21 protein-coding genes are annotated in these 20,254 nt (G+C 63.3%); 11 read left to right on the top strand and 10 right to left on the bottom strand.

Annotation, left to right across the window (positions count from 1 at the left end; genetic code table 11):
- Positions 1–77 precede the first annotated feature (77 nt).
- Positions 78–1,733, bottom strand: coding sequence for an ABC1 kinase family protein (locus SJY18_RS12050; RefSeq protein WP_396668917.1), 1,656 nt, complete (start codon positions 1,731–1,733; stop codon positions 78–80).
- Between the two features lie 77 nt (positions 1,734–1,810).
- Entirely contained in the window at positions 1,811–2,389 is a 579-nt protein-coding gene (locus SJY18_RS12045) for a PadR family transcriptional regulator (RefSeq protein WP_337337295.1), read from the bottom strand.
- Positions 2,390–2,589: 200 nt separating this feature from the next.
- Here SJY18_RS12045 and SJY18_RS12040 point away from each other — a divergent pair, with 200 nt between their 5' ends.
- The 3 genes from SJY18_RS12040 to SJY18_RS12030 are packed head-to-tail and all read left to right on the top strand — an operon-like array spanning position 2,590 to position 5,791.
- Positions 2,590–4,434, top strand: coding sequence for an AMP-dependent synthetase/ligase (locus SJY18_RS12040; RefSeq protein ID WP_396667759.1), 1,845 nt, complete (start codon positions 2,590–2,592; stop codon positions 4,432–4,434).
- Positions 4,435–4,455: 21 nt separating this feature from the next.
- Entirely contained in the window at positions 4,456–5,334 is an 879-nt protein-coding gene (locus SJY18_RS12035; RefSeq protein WP_396667758.1) for a DUF1295 domain-containing protein, read from the top strand.
- A 31-nt stretch (positions 5,335–5,365) separates the two neighbouring features.
- A complete protein-coding gene (locus SJY18_RS12030; RefSeq protein ID WP_396667757.1) occupies positions 5,366–5,791 on the top strand; it encodes a hypothetical protein in 426 nt (141 codons plus the stop codon).
- 49 nt (positions 5,792–5,840) lie between these two features.
- Here the strand turns inward: SJY18_RS12030 and SJY18_RS12025 are convergent, their stop codons facing one another.
- Together SJY18_RS12025 and SJY18_RS12020 are read right to left on the bottom strand one after the other, a co-directional pair.
- The gene (locus SJY18_RS12025) at positions 5,841–7,562 is read right to left on the bottom strand and encodes an FAD-dependent oxidoreductase (RefSeq protein WP_396668916.1); all 1,722 of its coding nucleotides are present in this window, start codon (positions 7,560–7,562) and stop codon (positions 5,841–5,843) included.
- Between the two features lie 207 nt (positions 7,563–7,769).
- On the bottom strand, positions 7,770–8,387 hold the full coding sequence (locus SJY18_RS12020; RefSeq protein ID WP_396667756.1) for an amino acid deaminase: 618 nt from the start codon (positions 8,385–8,387) through the stop codon (positions 7,770–7,772).
- 142 nt (positions 8,388–8,529) lie between these two features.
- Here SJY18_RS12020 and SJY18_RS12015 point away from each other — a divergent pair, with 142 nt between their 5' ends.
- From SJY18_RS12015 to SJY18_RS11990, 6 genes are read left to right on the top strand one after another with little or no spacing between them, the layout of a single operon-like run.
- Positions 8,530–9,234 (top strand): HAD family hydrolase, encoded by a 705-nt coding sequence (locus SJY18_RS12015; RefSeq protein ID WP_396667755.1) that lies wholly within the window; start codon positions 8,530–8,532, stop codon positions 9,232–9,234.
- A 2-nt stretch (positions 9,235–9,236) separates the two neighbouring features.
- Positions 9,237–10,247 (top strand): phosphate/phosphite/phosphonate ABC transporter substrate-binding protein, encoded by a 1,011-nt coding sequence (gene phnD, locus SJY18_RS12010; protein WP_396667754.1) that lies wholly within the window; start codon positions 9,237–9,239, stop codon positions 10,245–10,247.
- A 24-nt stretch (positions 10,248–10,271) separates the two neighbouring features.
- On the top strand, positions 10,272–11,096 hold the full coding sequence (gene phnC / locus SJY18_RS12005; protein WP_337337288.1) for a phosphonate ABC transporter ATP-binding protein: 825 nt from the start codon (positions 10,272–10,274) through the stop codon (positions 11,094–11,096).
- Positions 11,093–11,902, top strand: coding sequence for a phosphonate ABC transporter, permease protein PhnE (phnE, locus tag SJY18_RS12000; RefSeq protein ID WP_396667753.1), 810 nt, complete (start codon positions 11,093–11,095; stop codon positions 11,900–11,902). Before phnC ends, phnE (SJY18_RS12000) begins: the two co-directional genes overlap by 4 nt.
- A complete protein-coding gene (gene phnE, locus SJY18_RS11995; protein ID WP_396667752.1) occupies positions 11,899–12,768 on the top strand; it encodes a phosphonate ABC transporter, permease protein PhnE in 870 nt (289 codons plus the stop codon). Before phnE (SJY18_RS12000) ends, phnE (SJY18_RS11995) begins: the two co-directional genes overlap by 4 nt.
- Positions 12,749–13,609 carry a MurR/RpiR family transcriptional regulator gene (locus SJY18_RS11990; protein ID WP_396667751.1) on the top strand — a complete coding sequence of 287 codons (861 nt, stop codon included), beginning with the start codon at positions 12,749–12,751 and terminating at the stop codon, positions 13,607–13,609. Before phnE (SJY18_RS11995) ends, SJY18_RS11990 begins: the two co-directional genes overlap by 20 nt.
- Before the next feature lie 2 nt (positions 13,610–13,611).
- On the opposite strand, the gene SJY18_RS11985 is transcribed toward SJY18_RS11990, so the two are convergent.
- Positions 13,612–14,457 (bottom strand): formate/nitrite transporter family protein, encoded by an 846-nt coding sequence (locus SJY18_RS11985; RefSeq protein ID WP_396667750.1) that lies wholly within the window; start codon positions 14,455–14,457, stop codon positions 13,612–13,614.
- 123 nt (positions 14,458–14,580) lie between these two features.
- The gene (locus SJY18_RS11980; RefSeq protein WP_396667749.1) at positions 14,581–14,835 is read right to left on the bottom strand and encodes a helix-turn-helix domain-containing protein; all 255 of its coding nucleotides are present in this window, start codon (positions 14,833–14,835) and stop codon (positions 14,581–14,583) included.
- Positions 14,836–14,905: 70 nt separating this feature from the next.
- Between SJY18_RS11980 and map the strand changes: the two genes are divergently transcribed.
- Entirely contained in the window at positions 14,906–15,682 is a 777-nt protein-coding gene (gene map, locus SJY18_RS11975; protein ID WP_337337283.1) for a type I methionyl aminopeptidase, read from the top strand.
- Positions 15,683–15,931: 249 nt separating this feature from the next.
- On the opposite strand, the gene SJY18_RS11970 is transcribed toward map, so the two are convergent.
- Positions 15,932–17,773 carry a DUF2207 domain-containing protein gene (locus SJY18_RS11970; RefSeq protein WP_396667748.1) on the bottom strand — a complete coding sequence of 614 codons (1,842 nt, stop codon included), beginning with the start codon at positions 17,771–17,773 and terminating at the stop codon, positions 15,932–15,934.
- A gap of 43 nt (positions 17,774–17,816) precedes the next feature.
- On the opposite strand from SJY18_RS11970, the gene SJY18_RS11965 reads away from it, so the two are divergent.
- A complete protein-coding gene (locus tag SJY18_RS11965) occupies positions 17,817–18,254 on the top strand; it encodes a MarR family winged helix-turn-helix transcriptional regulator (protein ID WP_337337281.1) in 438 nt (145 codons plus the stop codon).
- 8 nt (positions 18,255–18,262) lie between these two features.
- Here SJY18_RS11965 and SJY18_RS11960 read toward each other — a convergent pair whose 3' ends face one another.
- Genes SJY18_RS11960 through SJY18_RS11950 form a run of 3 tightly spaced genes read right to left on the bottom strand, consistent with a single transcriptional unit; the run spans position 18,263 to position 20,219 of the window.
- The gene (locus SJY18_RS11960; protein WP_337337280.1) at positions 18,263–18,997 is read right to left on the bottom strand and encodes an ABC transporter permease; all 735 of its coding nucleotides are present in this window, start codon (positions 18,995–18,997) and stop codon (positions 18,263–18,265) included.
- The gene (locus SJY18_RS11955; protein WP_396667747.1) at positions 18,994–19,893 is read right to left on the bottom strand and encodes an ABC transporter ATP-binding protein; all 900 of its coding nucleotides are present in this window, start codon (positions 19,891–19,893) and stop codon (positions 18,994–18,996) included. The genes SJY18_RS11960 and SJY18_RS11955 overlap by 4 nt, the downstream gene beginning before the upstream one ends.
- A gap of 32 nt (positions 19,894–19,925) precedes the next feature.
- Complete coding sequence (locus tag SJY18_RS11950; RefSeq protein ID WP_337337278.1) at positions 19,926–20,219, bottom strand: DUF4287 domain-containing protein; 294 nt, start codon at positions 20,217–20,219, stop codon at positions 19,926–19,928.
- Positions 20,220–20,254 lie beyond the last annotated feature (35 nt).

Here is a 20,254-nt window from a genome sequence, read left to right as displayed (position 1 = left end):
AGAAAGGGGTGGATGCTGCAGCTCGAGCGGCCGCAGCACCTTCCACTCTAAACGGCGACCCCAAATCGTTCGATTGGTCAGTCGCGCGAACGCCGCGCGAGGAGCCCTGCGAACGTCGCGTGCAGCAATGGGAGCACCGAGACCGCCATGAGGATCGCGCCGAAGACGGGGTCGCTCGAGCGCAGCAGCACTCCCGCCAAGAGGAGCGCCATGAAGATAACCGCTGACACGATCCGGCGAGCTGTGCGCTCAAGTGTTCGCAAGCGCTTTTCGGTGGCCGGTGCCTTGACGGCGAGCTGGCCACGCTCGGCACGCGTTGCTAACTCGTCGATGCGACGTGGCAGTCGCGCCATGATTCCGACGATCGAGACGGCTTCGTTCGCGAAGCCCTTGATCGTTCCTGCACCCTGTTCCCGCATGAGCGAGTTGGCGAATGGTTCGACGGCCGTCCACATGTTGAAGGTCGGGTTGAGTGCACTGCACACTCCCGAGACCAATGAAATGGTGCGAATGACGAGCAAGAAGTTCTCGGGCAACTGAAACGGAAGCTCCCGAATCGTGTCGCCGAACCTGTCGGCGAAGTCGACCATTTCGCGAGGATCGACGTCTTGCAGCTCGGTCATCGCCATGCCGCCGAACCGATCGAAGAGTTCAGTCATCGCTCGTTCGAGATCGACAGTGTCAGCGGCTGGCAGCAGCACCCCGATGCGCTGCATTCCTTCGACAAGGCCCTTGCCATCTCGTGCCACCACAGCAACAACCAGCCGCTGCAGGCCACGTCGGAGAGCATCGGGGATCTCGCCCATCATGCCGAAGTCAATGAATGTGAGGTCCCACTCATGCCCGGCTCCGTCAACAGCGCCCGCGCGCGGGGTGACGAAGATGTTGCCGGGGTGCGGGTCTGCGTGAAAGAAGCCAGCAACGAAGAGCTGTTCAAATGTCACCCGAGCCAGCTCATCAGCCACCTGTGCTGGATCAATCCCTGCCGCCCGAAGTCCGTCAATGTCGTTGATCTTGATCGCTGTGACATCTGACAGCGTGAGCACTCGCCGGGTGGTGCGCTCCCAACCGATCTGCGGGGTCGCCACTCGCGTCTCGCCTGCAAAGTCACTGGCGAACCGGTCAGCGTTCGAGGCTTCCTGCAGATAGTCGATCTCTTGCAGGCTGGTCGCGGCGAATTCTTCGACCACCGTGGGCATGTCGGCGTGATCCGAAACGATCCGAACTCGTGACAGCCACCGGGCGATCTTTCGAAGGGCGGCGAGATCGACTTCGACGATGGTTTCGATGCCCGGCCGTTGCACTTTGACGACCGCCGCTGTGAATCCGGCGTCGGCCGCGAGCACTGACGAGAGTTGCGCACGATGCACCTGCCCGAGCGAGGCGGCGGCGATCGGGCTCGGGTCCACCCACGCGTAGGCCAGCTCCAGCGGCATCCCTAGCTCTGACTCGGCAAGGGCACGGATGCTCTCGAAGTCGACGGCGGGCACTTCGTCTTGCAGTCCTTCTAGTTCGCTGGTGATCTCTGGCGGAAGAATATCGAGTCGCGACGACATGAACTGCCCGACCTTGATCATGAGTCCGCCGAGATCAATCGCGAGCGCGTGAAAGCGCCGCGCGAGGTGCTGCATGCGCGCGTTGCGCCCGCGCGCAGCGAGCGATGCCATACCGAAGCGCGGTAGAACGAGTTCAAACCACCACGCTTGCAGCATGAAACGCGCGGCAAACCTCATGATCCGCCGGTATCGCACCCGCGCTCGACGGGGCGTGATCTCAGCGAGCGCGTGACGTCGGCCGGATGTCGGCACGCTCAGTCCTCGGCGAGGATGGAGTACATCTTGCGTCGCGCCTCGTCGATCACGGCAACCGCACGCTCGACCTGATCGGGTGTGCCGCCGCGTGACACCTGCACGATCGCCTGGGCGAGCTTCGCGCCAGCTTTGGGCAGCGCTGTCGAGTTTTCTGAATGGCGGAAGCTGGGGGTCTCCCATGGCAGTGAGCCATCTGCTGCTGCGGCCACCTCGCGACCGCTCTCGGTCAGCGAGTATGTCTTGCGTTCAGCAGTCTCTTCAGCGTGCACAAGCCCCTCGTCTGACAGCAGCTGCAACGTCGGATACACCGAGCCTGGGCTGGGCTTCCACGCGCCGCCGCTGCGCGACTCGATCTGCTGAATGATCTGGTAGCCGTGCATCGGCTCTTCCGAGAGCAGGGCGAGAATGGCCGTTCGAACGTCTCCGCGTCCCATTCGTGGGGTGGCCATGCGCACTCCCTGACCGAGAACGTCGCGGAGGCCCTCAAATGCCTCCCAGAGACCGAAGCCCGCGTCTCCGTTGAAACCGCGTGGCCGTTGCGACCCACCGGGCTGATTGCTCGAAGTTGATTCGTTCATCATTTCCTCCTGCTCGCGTCGATGGCCGAATTCGGCCGACGATATATCTACCGATACTCAACGATACATCGCTCACTGCTCAGCGGGGTGATCTCGTCCGGTGCTTATCAGGTGCGCGCGCCGCCCCCAATCCGTTGAGCGATGGGCTACGAATGAAGAAGCACACGCGCCGATCGGCGTGCATGCGAAAGGAACACACGGTGCGGGACTCCGCTACAGCGCTCTTGGTCGACGTCAGCGACCACCGAAATGTCACTGACCTGCTCACCCGCCGGGCGCTCGCAGCACCTGATCACATCGCATTCGAGGTGCCGCCGCACAATGCCCTCGATTCAGCGTGGCGACAAGTCAGCACGCGAGAGTTTCACAACGAGGTGCGCGCGCTCGCGAAGGGCCTTATTGCCACAGGAGTGCAGCCAGGCGACACCATAGCGATCATGGCACCGACCCGCTACGAGTGGGCCGTCGCCGACCTCGCATCGTGGTTCGCCGGCGGTGTGGTTGTGCCAATCTATGACACCTCATCTGCTGCTCAAGTCGCGTCGATCGTGGCTGACGCTGGTGTGGTGCTCGCGATCGGCGGCAACAGCGCGCAGCTCGATCTGCTCGACGCCGCCTTCACTAAGACGGGCACCGGTGCGCTCGGCGCGTGGGCGATGGACGAAACATCCCCCGGCCAGCCGCGAGGCAGCATCGCTGACCTCGCCGCGCGCAGCGCCGAGATCAGCAACCGGCGGCTCGAAGCACGTCGAGCCCTCGCCGACCTCGACTCCCCCGCGACAATTGTCTACACCTCAGGCACGACGGGCGAGCCCAAGGGAGCGGTGCTCACGCACCGCAACTTTCTCGGGCAGGTGCTCAACATCGCTGCGGCCTATGGCGAAGTGGTGCATTCAGGCGGCAACACGATCATCTTCTTGCCGCTCGCACATGTGCTCGCTCGAGGCCTCCAGCTCATCTGCCTGGCGAGCGGCATGCGCATCGCTCACCTTTCGGATACGAGTGCCGTCGTGAGCACTCTTGCTGTGCTGCGCCCAACCTTCATCGTGGTGGTTCCTCGCGTGCTGCAGAAGATCCAGGCCGCTGCCGCCACCAAAGCGGCAGACCGCGGTCTTTCGAAGGTATGGTCTGCCGCGGCAGACACCGCGGTCGCGTGGGGCGAGTTATGCGAACGGCGCGAAGCTGACAGCCACGCGTCGCCTCACCTGGGCCTGCGACTTCGCCACGCGTTCTTCGACTACCTCTTCTACCGGCGTTTGCGCGACGTCATGGGCGGACGAGTGGACTACATCCTCTCGGGCGGCGCAGCACTCGACGCCTCGCTTTCTCAATTCTTCAGGGGTGTTTCGGTTCCAGTCATCGAGGGCTACGGCCTCACCGAAACGACCGCTCCGCTCACCGGCAATCTGCCGGGCAACATTCGCTCTGGCACGGTCGGGCCACCTCTGCCCGGAACGGCGATTCGCATCAGCGAGCAGGGCGAGGTGCTGGCCCGAGGCGTCGGTGTGTTCGCCGGCTATCGCAACCCTCGCCACAACAAAGACGCGTTCGTCGACGGCTACTTTCGCACGGGCGATCTCGGAAGCATCGATGCTCATGGGCGCCTGGTACTTGAGGGGCGGTTGAAAGACGTTATCGTGACGTCCAATGGCAAAACCATCGTTCCCACCCTGTGGGAGAGCGCCGTCGAATCAAGCCCACTCATTTCTCACGCGGTGATGGTGGGTGAAGGACGCTCGTATCTGTCGGCGCTATTGCTGCTCGATGCAGAAGAGACGGCAAAGTGGGCGGATGCCGCCGGAGTCGTGCTCGCTGCCCCCGATGCCACGATCCTCGATGAGGTTGCCGATGCTGGTCTGCGCAGACACATCCAAGCCACCATCGACGCAGCCAATTCACTTGTCGCCCACAGCGAGCAAGTGCGCCGCTTCACACTGGTCGCCACAGACTTGGCCGACACGACGCTGGTGACACCCACGATGAAGATCAAGCGGAATGTGGTGCTGCAACGCGCGGCATCCACCGTTGAAAACCTCTACCGCTGACCGATCCTGAAAGAATACGCAATGGACTCTAAGAACCGCGCCTCACTGATCGCCGTCATCGTCGCCATCGTCCTGGGCGGCCTTGTCGCTTGGGCAGGAAGCCAGGGTGGTGCCACCGTCGGCGGCTTGCCGCTGTTCGCCCTGGCCGTCGCGGCAGCATTCGTCATTCAGGCGATCGTCTACGTTCCCTCGATGCTGGCCAAAACAGAGCGCTTCTTCGATTTGACCGGAAGCCTCACATTCATCAGCATCTCGATCGGATTGCTGCTGCTTGCTCCCGCACCTGATGCGCGCACCTGGATCTTGGCGGCGATGGTGATTGTGTGGGCGGCGCGGCTCGGAACGTTCCTGTTCATGCGCATTCACAAGGCAGGATCTGACGATCGCTTCGATGAGTTCAAGAACTCACCGCTGGTGTTCTTGCGGGTGTGGATGCTGCAGGCGCTCTGGGTCAGCCTGACGGCCTCCGCCGCGTGGATTGCGATGAGCACGAGCGCGACAGCGCGGGAACCGATCGGTTGGCTCGCAATCGTTGGGGTCGCGGTGTGGCTGGTGGGTATCATCTTCGAGATCGTCGCAGATGTGCAAAAATCCGCGTTCAAAGCCGATCCCGCAAACGAAGGCAGCTTCATTCGCAGTGGACTCTGGTCGCGTTCGCGCCACCCCAACTACTTCGGCGAGATTCTGCTGTGGATCGGAGTCGCCCTCGTGGCGGTTTCCGTGTTGAGCGGGTGGCAGTGGGTTGCCCTTATCTCGCCGCTGTTCGTCATCTTGCTCTTGACGAAAGTGAGCGGTATTCCGCTCCTCGAGGCGAAGGCCGACAAGCGCTGGGGCTCGAATGATGACTATGCCGCTTACAAGAAGCGCACGCCCGCGCTCATTCCGCGATTCTCTGCGTAGCGGAACGTCGCCGCTCGCATAGGATCGCGCCATGGAGATGGTCGCAGACGATGTTCGAGCATTCATCGACAGTTCGGATCGCAGCGACAATCTGCGCGTGCTCGACGAGATGATCCTCGCTGCTATGCCTGGGCTGAGTCGCACGCTCTGGCGGGGCAAAATGTGGGGCGGAACCGAGCAGCAGATCATCGGCTACGGAGTGATCCACCAGAAGCGTCCGAAAGGCGCCGACGTGGAGTGGTTTCTCGTCGGTCTTGCCGTGCAGAAGAGGCACTTGTCTGTCTACGTCAACGCCGCTGAAGGCAGTGCGTATCTCGTTCAGCAGCGATCTGCGCTGCTCGGCAACGTGAAAGTGGGCGCTGCTGCCGTAACGTTCGCGGCAGCATCCGATCTGAATCTCGAAGAGTTTCGAGACATGCTCACGCGGGCACGTGAACTGTCACCCGACGCCACATAGCCAACAGCGTCGGGGACAGCGCCATCTCGAGGCGATCAGCGCACGCAGATCACACCGGTTGCAACACCGCTTCGGTCTCGAGCAGCTCGCTCGCGCGATCGCCGAGCGTCGCACGCAGCGTGAGAATGCCGCCTGACAGCGATGCCGATTCCATTCCCGCCTGGGTGACCACGCGGTGGGCGATTGCCGAGCGCACGCCCGAGGCGCACATGACGCGCACGGGACGTCCGGCGGCATGTTCGCGAACCTCATCGATCCGCTCACGCAACTCAGTGTGGGGAATGTGCAGGGCCCCGGGAAGGTGGCCGGTCACCCACTCGTCGGCGCGACGCACATCGAGCACGAGAGCGTTGTCGAGCGCCTCGGTGAGGTCATCGGCGTACCAGAGCGCGAGCGTGCCGTTGAGCACGTTTTCGCCGACCATGCCCGTGAGATTGACAGCGTCTTTCGCCTGGCCGTATGGGGGCGAATATGCCAGATCAAGATCGATCAGCTCATCGACCGTCATGCCCGCACGAATTGCGGTTGCCAGCACGTCGATGCGCTTGTCGACACCCTCGAGGCCGACCGCCTGGGCGCCGAGAATCAGGCCGCTTTCGGGAGCGATGTGCACGATCAGGTGCACCTGGGCGGCACCGGGAAAGTAGCCGGCGTGCTGGTTCGCGTGCAGGTGGAGCGTGCGAAACGCCACACCCGCGTCGACGAGTGCTCGACGGTTCGCGCCCGTGAGCGCTGCGGCGAGCGAGCCGACGCGCACGATGGCCGTGCCGACCGGCTGAGGAATCTCACGAGCGTGGTCTGGACGCAGAATGTCATCGGCGACCAGCCGGCCAGCGCGGTTCGCTGGCCCTGCGAGCGCCACGGGACGGCGAGCGCCGGTGACTTTGTCGACGCTGAGCGTGGCATCGCCAACCGCCCAAATGCCGGGAACGTTGGTGCGACCGTGGGAATCGACAATGATCGCGCCTCGCTCGCAGGCGACTCCGGCCTGCTCGAACACCGAGGTGTCAGGGCGCACTCCCACTGAAACGACGACCATGTCAGCATCCACCCTCGAACCATCGGCGAGAACGACGCTGTCGCTATCGATGCCTGGTTCGATGGATGCCGCCGCCACTCCGACGCGCAGGTCGATGCCGAGCTGCCGCAACTCCTCGGTAATCAGCCACGCGAGTTCGGGTTCCATCGGAGGCAACGGCTGGGGTGCAAGCTCAACGACCGTCACCTCGAGATTCTGAGCGGCGAGCGCTTCGGCTGCTTCGATTCCGATGAAGCCCGCGCCAAGCACGACCGCGCGACGCGCTCCGCCGGTGACCATGTCTCGAAGATCGGTGGCATCATTCACGGTGCGCAGCGTGCGCACGCGGGGCGAGTCGATTCCTGGCAGCGGCGGCACGAAGGCTGCAGCGCCCGGTGAGAGCACGAGCGCGTCGAAGCCAATGCTCTGCTGGCCGTCGGCGGTTTGCACCGTGACGGTCTTCTGCGACGCGTCGAGGCCGACGACGTCATGCCCAGGGCGCACATCGAGTGCGAGCGCGGCATGAAGTGATGCGGGGGTTTGCACGAGCAGCGCGGCAGGATCTTCGATCTCTCCCCCGACGAAGTAAGGCAGGCCGCAGTTTGCGAACGAGACATGCTCCCCGCGCTCGAGAACTATGATGTTCGCCGATTCGTCGAGGCGCCTGGCTCGAGCAGCGCAGCTCATCCCTCCCGCAACGCCGCCGACAACGACGATGGTCTTCGGCTGGGTCGTATCCAACAGGTCAGGCATTACCGTGCCCCTCGCAGCGCTGCTCGGCGGGAACGCCCGCCAGCGCTTCTTCAATGTGTTGGCCGCAGCCATCCCACGTTGCCTTGCCGCAGGTCGGGCAGGTCACTCGCATGCACATGGTGATCCTCTCGGGTTGCCTACACAGAATCTAGCATACCCTGGGGGGTATTTCACCTCGCGTCGACGATCGCCGCTTGAGAGAGCATTTCATCGCACGCCGTTCCAGCGCAGTCGCTGCGGCTCAGAATCCCACTCTGCAAGAACCGGATCGGCCGACGCCACCGGAAAGGCTGTGACGAGCAAACCATCGACCGAGTACACGAGCGCCCACTCCCCCGATTCCACTGCCCGCTCGAGGGCAAGCGTCGCACCACCGGCGTGGCGAACGCACTCGGCACGCGCCAGCACTGAGTGCGCCGCGTCGCCAACGCGCTCGAGCAGCGTGCGAGGCGAAGCCCACGGCACAAAGGCGTCTGCGGGCAACCCGCATGCGACCGCGAGGTGTCCGTCCATCCATCGGTCACGCTTCAGTCCGTAGGGCGTCTCTACCGTCGAGAGCAAGTACCCGTAGACGTGCAACGCTCCCGCGTTACCCACGGGCCACTGTGCTTGCAGCTGGGCGCGATCGTGCAGGGCATCGAAGAGCTCTCGGCCGATCACCGCGGCGCCGACGTTCTCGTCGATAACGGTAGACGACCCCCACTCAGCGAAGCGCCGGGCTGCGACGTCCGCGTCAATCGCAGCACCCAGCCATGAGTGTTCGTCAAGCGCTGCTACGGCATCGCGCTCGGATTGATGGGCCGCAGCGTGCAGGGCGTCGATCACAAGCCACCAGCGTACGGGGCTGACAGTGGCACGGAGTTCACACACTGTTTACGCACCACGGCCATTCCGTCCACATTCACCAGTCACTATGGACGCAACGTCCACCCCGGGTTGGAAAGCAGCCCGGATGAGAAGGAGAGCCGTGAGCCCCACCATACTTTTCGACTTCGACGGCACCCTTGCCCTCGGTGATGGCCCCATCACCGCGTTCGCCCGCGAGATCTCGACTCGAGTAAACGACGCCGAGTTCATCGGCCGAGCGGATGCTGCACTGGCAGCATTCGAGAGCGGTGAGCACAGCTACCGCGACGGATACGACGCCGTGACAAGCGTCGCGGTGTCAGAAGGAATCGACCGTGACGTCATCGGCGCCTCGTACAACGCGTCGCGCGCCATTCTTGGATCCCACGGCGCAGCGGTGAGCCCACCCGCGGGTCTCGCCGAGTTCTTCGAGCGCATCGGCGACCAAGCGAACCTCGAACTGGCCACGAACGCACCCGGGAGTGGCGTCGTCGCAGTGCTGCAATCGTGGGGCGTAGCCGAAGTGTTCGACGCAATGCACTTCAGCGTTGGCAAGCCCGACGGGCTCGAGCCAGTGATCGCCGCTGCACTTGATCGCGGCCCCGTACTTTCTATCGGCGACATCTTCGAGTTCGACCTCGCACCGGCCAGCCGTCTGGGCGCCGACACCGCACTGGTCGGAGCCACCGCATCACGTTCGACAGCTGCCACCACGATGCGTGGCGCTAGCCTGGCCGACCTCTACGACGAGATCATCGCCTGGGTCGCGACATCAACTTCTCTTTCCGCCATCCCGAACACCACGTCCACCGAAAGGTCCAACTGATTATGCGCAAGTCCCTGCTCATCGCGGGTGTCGCGGCTACCGCCGCCCTCGCCCTCGCCGGCTGCAGCAGCAGCACCGACACCGCGTCGACCGAAGAGGTCACCGAGTGGCCCGAATCGATCACGATCTCGCTCGTGCCGTCGGTCGAGGGCGAAGACCTCGCCGAAGCGCTCGACCCCCTGACGACCTACCTGTCTGACAACCTCGGCATCGAGGTCAACGGCGTGGTCGCTACCGACTACGCGGCCACGGTTGAGGCGCTCGGCGCCGACCAGGCCCAGGTCATCATCACCGACGCCGGATCGCTGTACAACGCCACCGAGCGCTACGACGCAGAACTGGTTCTTCGCGACGTGCGCTTCGGTGCCACCTCATACGCCTCGGTTGCCTTCACGAACAACCCAGACAAGTACTGCGCCGACGAGCCCGTGATGTCAACCTATGCGGCGAGTGACATCGAGCTGTCGTACTGCAACGGCATCGAAGCGGCCGGCGAGGCGGCCATGGGCCAGGGCGCAGCAGGCCTCGACTCATTGGCTGAGATCAGCGACGGCACCATGGTTGCCCTGCAGGCAGCAACGTCACCTGCCGGTTACCAGTACCCCGTCGTGGCAATGCGCGAAGCGGGCATCGACACCGACGCAGGCATCACGCAGGTTCCCGTCGAGGGCAACAACAACGCGGTTCTTGCGGTCTACAACGACGACGCTGAAATCGGGTTCGCCTACTGGGATGCCCGCACCACGGTCACCGAAGAGGCACCTGACATCGCCGACAAGGTTGTGGCTTTCGCCTACACCGACATGATCCCCAACGGTGGCGTGGCTGTCTCGAACACGCTGCCCGCTGACCTCGTGACCGACCTTACCGAGCTGATGGATGGCTACGCCGATTCGTCTGAAGAGGCAGCGAGCGTCATGTTCGACCTCGTTGGCCTGTCGGACTGGACCAGCGAAACCGCTGAAGACGAGATCGCTCGCTACGGCGAGATCCTCGCTCAGTTCTCGAACTGAACAACTCACTGAAAGAGTCGATGCATGCACATTGACCCGCATCGCGCGGAGGCCGGGGTTAGCCCCTCGGCCTCCGCGTCGTGGTCCATCAGTCTCGACGATGTGTCGGTGACCTATCCCAACGGCACCCGCGCTCTGCGCGGAGTGTCACTCGACATCGCCGCGGGCGAGATGGTCTCGATCGTCGGGCTTTCGGGCTCGGGAAAGTCGACGCTCATCCGCACGATCAACGGGCTGGTGGGCGCCACCAGCGGCACGGTCACCGTAGGACCGCACACGGTGACGGGCATGCGAGGTCGCGAGCTTCGCCGGTTGCGTGGACACATCGGCATGATCTTTCAAGGCTTCAACCTCGCCGATCGCACGAGTGTGTATCGCAACGTGCTCGTCGGCCGCTTCGCGCACACGCCGAGCTACCGCACGATGCTCGGCATCACGACACCCCATGACCGCGAACTCGCACTCGGCGCGCTCGACTCAGTCGGCATGCTCGAAAAAGTATGGATTCGAGCTGGCCAGCTCTCGGGCGGCCAGAAGCAGCGCGTCGCGATTGCGCGCGCCCTAACCCAAGAGCCGAGTGTCATGCTGGCCGACGAGCCGGTGGCCAGCCTTGACCCCCCGACTGCGCACACCGTGATGAATGACTTGCGTCGCGTCAACACCGACGCCGGCCTTACCGTGCTGGTCAACATTCACCTGATGGATCTGGCGCGCACTTACACGACCCGCATGATCGGCCTGCGCGACGGCGAGCTGGTGTATGACGGCTCTGCGGCAGACGCCACCGAGAGCGATTTCGAGCAGATCTACGGCCGGCCAATCCAGCCAGATGATCGGCTGGGCTCGTGAGTGCACCCGCTCGCGAATTCACGCTTCCGCCCAAGCCCACGGCGCGGCTGCGCGTCGCCCTGATCGTTGCCGCCTTCGTCGCCTTCACTATCGCTACTTGTACCCCTGCCATCGGCGGCATCAACCTCGACTTCGGCGCGCTAATTCGCAACTGGGACAACGGCTCGGGTCTGATGGCACAGCTGTTCCAGCCTGACTTCTCGTTCATTCCCCGCACCATCGGGCCCATGATCGAGACGCTGCAGATGGCACTGGTCGGCGCCGTCGCGGCCGCGATCGTCTCGGTGCCTCTCACACTGTGGGCGGCAGCTCCGACCAACCCGAACTCCTTTACCCGCAATACCGTCCGCACGGTCATCAATGTCGTGCGCGCAGTCCCCGACCTCGTCTACGCCACGATCCTGGTCGCGATGGTCGGCGTCGGTGCCCTGCCTGGCCTCATGACGTTGTTCTTGTTCGACATCGGCATCATCGTGAAGCTGGTCTCTGAAGCGATCGACTCGGCCGACCACCACTACATGGAAGCGGGTCACACCGCTGGCGGCACACAAGCGCAGATCAACCGCGTGACGGCCCTGCCGCAGTCGTGGCCGCTCTTTGCCAACCAGTGGCTCTACACGCTCGAGCTCAATGTGCGCATCTCGGCCATCCTCGGAATCGTCGGCGCTGGTGGCATCGGTCGACTTCTCGACGAACGACGCGCTTTCTATGCGTACGACGATGTTTCGATCATCATTCTCGAGATTCTCGTCGTGGTGATCCTGATCGAAATCGCGTCCAACGCACTCCGGAGGCGTCTCGTATGAGTCTTCAGCACACCGACTTCGCCGTGCCACCGCGTCCGTCACTTTTGGTGCCCACGCTATGGGCACTCGTTGCCGGCGTGATCATCGTCGTCGCTGCTGCAGGATTGCCGATTGACTGGAGCGACCTGGGCGCCGTACCTGGACAGGTGTGGCACTATTCGGTCTTGATGTTCGAGAACCCGAACTGGGAGAAGCTGCCGCGCGCGCTGTTCGAGATGTGGCGGTCAATCTCGATGGCGTGGGTGGGCGCAATCATGTGTGTGGTCGTCTCCATTCCGCTCGGCATGCTGGCTGCCCACTCGGTCGGACCCGCGTGGGTGCGCCTGCCGCTTCGCTGGCTGTTTGCGGTGATCCGCGCCGTCCCTGAGGTGATCATCGCCCTGATCCTTCTGACCATCACCGGGCTCACCCCGTTCACCGGCGCGCTGGCCCTCGGCATCGCGGGTATCGGAACTCAGGGCAAGTGGGTCTACGAAACGGTCGAGTCTGTGCAAGAAGGAGCGTCCGAGGCCGTCCGCGCCGCGGGCGGCGGCACCGCCGAAGTGACCCGCTGGGCGTTATGGCCGGCCGCTGCCCCCACGCTGATGTCGTTCGCGCTGTACCGATTCGAGATCAACATTCGCACCTCTGCCGTACTCGGCCTCGTTGGCGCCGGCGGCATCGGTACGATGCTCGCGAACTACACCAACTTTCGCGAGTGGGATACGGTCGGGATGCTGCTGATCGTAGTCATCGTCGTGACGATGCTGATGGATGCCATCTCGGGCGCAATACGGCGACGAATCATGCACGGCGCCCGTGTGTCAGGGAAGACCCCCGCCAAACCGAAGAGAACAAGGAGCCGCGATGTGGACAGGGTCGGCTGAGGCACCCCCTACCGTGCGGATCGCGATGCTCGCTCCGTCGCTGCAACCGAGCGAGCGACGCGTGGCCGAGGCCATCGCTGGCGACGCCGAGAGAGCCATCGAACGCACTGCCCAAGAGATCGCCGACCTTGTCGGGGTGGGGCGGGCGACGGTTATTCGCACCGCGCAATCGCTCGGTTACGACGGCTACCCGCAGCTGCGCGTGGCCCTCACACGCGAAGTGGCGCTTGGCGCGCCAACTGCGACGGATGCTTCGGATGGAACCATGCTTGGCGCGGTCAGGGCGTCGATCGAGCGCGTAGCGGGCCGGCTCAGCCAAACGACCTCCGCCCTCACCGAGGAGGCATTGGAAGAATTCGTGCGGGTGTTGGACGAGTCGCACCGGGTTCTCGTAGCGGCGAATGGCCTGTCTGCTCCGCTCGGCCTCGACCTTGCCATGCGGCTGGTGTCTAGTGGGCGATCCGCCGAATACATGTCTGACACCATGGGCCAGCAGATCACGGCGGCTCAGCTCGGCAAGGGGTCAGCATGTCTGGTTGTTTCCGGCTCGGGTGCCAACCGCGCGACGCTTGAAGTGATCGATGCCGCGCGCGCGAGCGGTGCCACCGTGCTGGTGATCACGTCGTTCCCCCGGTCTGCCGCCGCTGAGCGCGCTGATGTGACACTCGTCGTCGCTCCTATCGATGACTCGTTTCGCGAAGAACTCGTACACACCTCACGTGCGGCCCTCATGCTCTTGACCGAGTCGGTGGTGTCGCTGCTCGCCGCGCGTCGCGGAGACGCAGCGCTCAAGGCACGTGCGGCGACACTGTCTGTTCTCAGTCGGTCGCTCTCGGAGTAGGCCTAATATTCGGCTTTCGCGTGCTTGTTGTTGCGTCTGCGAATTTCGAACAGCTCGCCGCCGCGCACAATGCGCAATGCGGTGACCAGCGCCACACCGCCCAGCAAGTTGAGCCCGAGCACGGGGAAGAACCAGCCCATCCAGTCGAGATAGCTGACGTCGGCGCCACTGATGATCGCCCCGAATGCAAACAGCGAGTCGAGAATTGAATGGAAGAGCTGGAACCCTGCCAACACGAACCCTCCGACGACCGCTGCGGCGATTTTCGGCATCTCAGAGTGCGCGCCCTCCTGCATCCGAGTCATCAACGTGATCACTGCGCCCCCCAAGATCGAGAGCGCTACGAACTGCCAGTCAAAAGGCGCGTCGATGAAGTGGTGCGCTGTCTCGGTGAGAAGTTCGTGCCATTCAGGGAACGCGGTCACGATGATGAGCATCATCAGCCAGCCACCGAATAGGTTCGCAATCAGCGTTCCCGACCAGAGCTTGACCAGCTGCAAGACCGTTCCTTCTCGAGCAACGAGCGCCGCAATCGGCATGAGAAAGTTCTCGGTGAACAGCTCGCTGTGGGCCAAGAGCAGCGCAATCAGCCCAACGCTGAACGCCACACCGGCGAGCAGCTGATCGCCGGTGGCATAGAGCACGCCCAGATAGGCGAGTACACCGACACCCACCTCGACGCCGCCGAGAAAACCGGTCACAAGCGTCGCGCGAAAGGTGCGGTGCAGTCGCTCAGCGCCCTCGCCTACGACATCTTCGAATTCCAGCTCGAGCTCTTCTTCAACAGGCCCGTCGTTGTCACCATCGGCCCGCCGTTCATCAGCTCGGTCCTTGCGATCGCTAGCCATGCTTCGATCTTCGCACCCGCGCTGTCTGATCTCACTCGAGTTGACAGAACGCGAAGTAGCCGACGTGGGGTTCGAGTGTCAGTTTTTTTGACTGACCGATAGCGGCTCTTCCATGGCAGAACGCTATGCGACGGCTGATGCTTCGACCTCGGCCCACAGCTGGTCGAGCGAGAGGCCGACCGCGCCGGCGATCGCGGCGACCGTCTGGAACGACGGCGTTGCGATGCGTCCCGACTCGATCTTTCGGAGCGTTTCCGGTGATATCCCTGCCGCGAGCGCGACCTCGGGCATCGTTCGCCTGCCGCGCTTTTGGCGCAGTGCCGCGCCGAGCCTGCGGCCGCGGTCAAGGTCCGCAGCGCTGAGGGGAAGCCGCACCATCACGTCGCCAATACTATTACCAGCATCCGTGGAATCGGTATAGTTATCCCGATATCCAAGGGAGAGCACGATGATCGAGATCCTGACTTCTGCCCAGGTTGACCAAGCCCGTGTGAGTGGAGCGCTCGTCGCCGATGTCTTGCACGCGATGAAAGCGCGCGCGACCGTCGGCACGAACCTGCTTGAGATCGACGCCTGGGCGAAGGAGATGATCCTGGACGCTGGCGCCGTGTCGTGCTACGTCGACTATGCCCCCTCCTTCGGGAACGGACCCTTCGGTCACTACATCTGCACCGCCGTCAACGACGCGGTACTACACGGAATGCCGCACGACTACGCCCTTGCCGACGGCGATCTGCTCACCCTTGATCTCGCTGTGCTGACGGGAGGCATCGCCGCCGACGCCGCGATCAGCTTCACCGTCGGTGAGAAGCAGCGCCCGGAAGACCTCGCGATGATCGACACAACCGAGCGTGCGCTTGCTGCCGGTATCGCTGCCGCCCGCCCCGGCGCGAAGATTGGTGACCTCTCTCGAGCCATCGGCACGGTGCTCAAGGCCGATGGATACCTCGTCAACACCGAGTACGGCGGGCACGGGATCGGAACCACGATGCACGGCGACCCGCACGTGCCCAACACCGGTCGCCCCGGCCGCGGCTACCAGCTGCGCCCCGGACTCCTCCTCGCCCTGGAACCGTGGATCATGGCCGACACCGACAAGCTCGTCGTCGATGACGACGGCTGGACCCTCCGCAGCGCCACCGGCAGCCGCACCGCGCACACCGAGCACACCATCGCGATCACCGAGACCGGTGCCGAGATCCTCACTCTCCCGTCGTCCCGCTGACGCCGCCAGCCATACAGATAGCGCGAGACGCGACGCAGGAAAAAATAATCACAAACAGATAACGCAAAAGGCTTGCCGCCGTTATCTTTCCGTTATAGAGTTCAGGAACGGTAGTTGTTTTGCTGTGGCAGCTACCGACATGTGATTGCAGGACACTCTTGGTGCAAGGGACAAGGCCCGGTCAGAAGCCTCTCTGACCGGGCCTTACTTTTGCGCAAAAGTCGATGGATGCTGCGCGGGCGAAGCCACTCACACTCCCCCGCCACCACCGCCGCCACCACCACCACCGGCCGAACCGCCGCCGCTCGAGCCGCCCGATGTCGACGACGACGACGCGGTGCTGGCCGAAAGCGTAGAGATGCCGCTCGAGAATGACGCTGCATTGAAGCCTGCAGCACCCACGTACCAACCCGGCGAGTTGCCCGCACCATACAGAACCGCAAGCTCTCGTGCCCACTCCTCCTCTTGGCCGAAGACGACTGCGAACGGCAACAGCGTCTCGTAAAGCCGCAACATCTGTCGTGAGTCCGCGGTGTCGATGGGCGCCCGTTCCGCACCGGCGGGTGACTGCAGCATCCGGATGCGATCAGCCTCAGCCCACTCGATGAACACTTTGAGTCCCTTGAGATGGTCTCGGATCTCTGCACCCTTGGCGGTCAAGGGTTTGTGAGCCACCAGCCCGATCGCCACGAAGAACGCGGGAATCGCCGCGATCAACAACGCAATCGGCACGAGTGCAGAGACAAAGTTGGCGATCGCGAGAAAACCGAAGATCACCACGGCCGCAGCAGAGACGAACGCCAGGAGGCTCGGCACAGCGCGCACCCCGGATGGCACTTCACGCCGCAGGCCTCGGTTCGTGAGCTCTTGTTGCGCCGCCTTCAAAATCCCCTGCGCCGCGGAGGAGAAGCGAGTATCGCTGCGCCCGAACTCGAACTCCTCTCCCGGCTGACCGCTCGGAAAGAGACCTTTCAAGAGCATGCGCCCATCGCCATCTGCCCTAGACGGGTCGACCAGTTGGGCGATGAGCTTCGTGCCGCCGAAGAGCTTTCGCTCGCCCTCAATAATGCGAATGCTTCCCACGACGGCTTGTTCCAGAACCTCAGCAGGAATCGCCTTTGTTGTGAGGCCCAGCAGCACCGCGCTCTCGAGCGCGTCGATCACCGGTGGCGGAGAGAATTCGGTGATGATCGTGGGTCGCCCCGGCGCGTCTCGCAGGAATCGTGCCCGATTCACGCCGGCCAACACCACCGATCCGATCAGTGCAAGCGCCGCGAGCAGCTGCGCCCAGCCCCATCCCGAGGCAAACACCGACGAATCGAACGTGGCGAATGTGCCGGCCTCGAAGCCTATTGCGACAGTCATCGTCTGGTATGCCAGCACATTCGACGCACCGGCGGCGATCACGTCACCTTCGTCGGCGATCGCACACGCGGTGGTGTCGTCGGCGTATCCGACATAGCAGGCCTGTTGGCCGGTTCGCGCAGCATCCAACTCATCCGACATCGTCACCCGAGCCGTAACTTGGCCGAATGACTGGCGCCACTCGGTGCCGTTGACATTCCAATAGAACTCGTCGGAGCCGGTGTTCTCGAAGTAACGGGCGACATTGATCAGCGTGTAGGTGAACACATACGTCTGCGGCCCTTGCAGATAGTCGTCTGAGCGCGAAGTCATCGAGTAGTAGCCGTCGTCGTGGTCAATCTCACTCGGGCGCTCGTTGCCCTCACCATCAGTGATCGAAATGAGTTGGGGGTCAGTAGGCGCGTCTAGATAGGAATCAGGGATGCTGCGCCGCATGCCGCGGTTCTGGTCATAGTCGGGAAACAACGCCACGAACGTCTCGGTCACGAGAGCAGTGCTCGTGCCGTCGTCTGCACGGCCTAGCTCGTACTCGACGTCCAAGCTCTGAAATGTGAAGTCGTCCACGTCAGCGAGCACCACATCAGAGGCGCTCTGGGAATCCGCGATCGCAGGTGCCGCCGCGCCACCGACAAGCAACACCGATACCATCGTGGCAAGCGCTCCGAGGCGAGCCCATCGACGGCGAACGCGGTCTGCGCGGCGTTGTTTCCTCTGGTTCTCGATCACCCGCCCAGCCTACGACCAGGCCACAGGTCGATAATCTGATGCCATGACCGATCGTCGCCTTGCTATCGATGCGTGGGAGAGTCTCTTTCGCGCGCAGCACGCAATATTCGCCGAGATCAGTGATGACTTCGACGACACCCTCTCACAGGAAGAGTACGACGTGCTGTTGACGGTCACGCGAGGCGAAGACCTCACGGCCCGCCTGCGAGATGTCACCGGCAACATGCTGATCAGCCAGCCCAGCGTGTCTCGTCTCGTTGATCGGATGACCGCTCGAGGGCTGCTGACCAAGTGCCCCGATCCGCACGATGGCCGCGGCTCGCTGGTTCGCGCGACTGACGAAGGTTCCGCGCTGTTTCGTCGGATTGCCTCTCGGCACGGAGCATCTATCGCGCGCAGAATGGCAGTGCTCAGCGACGAAGAACTTGAACAGCTCCGCGCGCTGACCGCGAAGCTGCGACACACCGCACCCGACGACTGACGCCGCTTCTAGGGCGTTCTGCGACGCAGAGTCAGCGGCGCGAGAACCAGTGCGCCAACGGTGAAGGCTGCAACCACGAGCATCGGTGCGAATACGTCCCATCCCTCATCGCCGGCAGTCACCGCGTTGATGGTGTCGATCGCATAGCTGAGCGGCAGAAAGTTCGAGATCACATAGAGCGCGTCGGGCATATCTTCGCGTGGCATGAACAAGCCACCCAGAATGATCTGCGGGAAGACCAGCAATGGCATGAACTGCACTGCTTGAAACTCTGTTCGCGCGAAGGCGCTCGCAAGCAGTCCGAGAGCGGCACCGAGAACGGCGTCGATCACCGCGACCAGGCCGAGTTGCCACAGTGGACCATCGACAGTCAGCCCGCACACGAACACGGCGAACGAAACCGTCACGACGGCTTGAATGGCGGCCATCAGCCCGAATGCGAGGGCATAGCCAAGAATGAAGTCCGTCTTGCTGATCGGTGTCGTCATCAACCGCTCGAGCGTGCCTGAGCGGCGTTCACGAAGCGTGGTGATCGAGGTGATGAGAAACATCACAATGAACGGAAAGAGACCCAGAATGGCCCCACCGAAGGTGTCGAACACGCCCTCTTGATCGACGAAGAGCCAGGCGAACAGTCCCACGAGCAGGCTCGGCGCAATCAGCATCAGCGCGATCGAGCGTGGATCATGTCGCAGTTGGCGCATCACCCGTCCAGCGGTGGCGAGCGTGCGGCCGCCGTTCATTGCTCGCTCCCCGACTGCTCGCGCGCTTCTCGGCGAGTGAGTGGTGGGGCCTCGGATTCCCCTTCGGAATGCGGCGCCGCAGGCTCGGCTTCTTTCGGTGCGGATGCTGCCGCGGGGTTCTCGCTCGAACGGGATGCGGCAGCATCCCTTTCGATCAAAGCCAAAAAGGCGGCGTCGGCATCAGTTGTGCCGGTGTCGCTCAAGAGCTGCTGCGCCGTGGTATCGGCAATGACCCGACCTGCTCGCATCAGAAGCAGGCTGTCGCACCGGGTGGCTTCATCCATCACGTGGCTGGAGACAATCAAGGTAGTGCCTGCGTCGGCGAGCCCGCGGAAGATCTGCCAGAGTTCGGCCCTCAGCACCGGGTCGAGACCCACCGTTGGCTCGTCAAGCACAATCAGCTCGGGCTCACCGAGCATGGCGACCGCAAGTGAGACGCGGCTCTCTTGCCCTCCGCTCAGCGAGTCGATCGTCTGGCTGCGCTGCGTGTCGAGACCGACCTGCTCGATCACGCGGTCAACGTCGCTCGCCGGTGCTGCGATGAGGCGGGCGAAGTACTTGAGGTTCTGTTCGATCGTCAGGTCGGAGTACACCGAGGCCGCTTGAGTGTCGTAGGCAACGCGGTGGCGCAGGTTCTTCGCACCGGCGGGGCTCCCGAGCACGGTGATACTGCCGCCAGCTACCTTCTGCACCCCGACGATCGCACGCATCAGCGTGGTCTTGCCGCACCCTGACGGGCCCAGCAGCCCCGTGATATGCCCCCGCGCGATGTCGAGGTCAAGCCGGTCGAACACTTTCGTGGATCCGCGAGACACTTCAAGGCCTCTCACCTGCACGGCTGGCGCATCTGCTGCACCAGGCGACTGCGATGAAGCATCCGCCAATTTATTCATCATGCGATGAATTATTCTGCTTGAAGGATAGAGCGTCAAGCGCTTGCGGGGTTCGTAGCCTTTCCGTCTAGCCAAAGCTCATCCGACACATCGGAATGTGCACCTGCCGTGCCGACATGTTTCGCCGCGATCTTGGGGCCCTTGGTGATCACATGCACCAAGGCCATCGCATGCCCTCGGCCGAGCCCATAGTCGTCGGCAAGCCACGCGACTATCTCGCCAGCCTTGGCGCCAGGCCCGAACCCTTTCGCAGTGGCGAGGTCGACAAATTCACGCGGAGTGATTCCGGTCTTGTCTTCGATGTTGTCGAGGTATGCCTGGAAAGACATCTGCGTCCTTTCACTGCGAGTTCGGGTCGATGCGA

Source organism: Microbacterium sp. R86528, assembly GCF_044596335.1.
Lineage (GTDB): Bacteria > Actinomycetota > Actinomycetes > Actinomycetales > Microbacteriaceae > Microbacterium > Microbacterium marmarense.
Note: the sequence above shows the minus strand (reverse complement) of the source record. Positions and strands in the feature narration are given on the sequence as shown.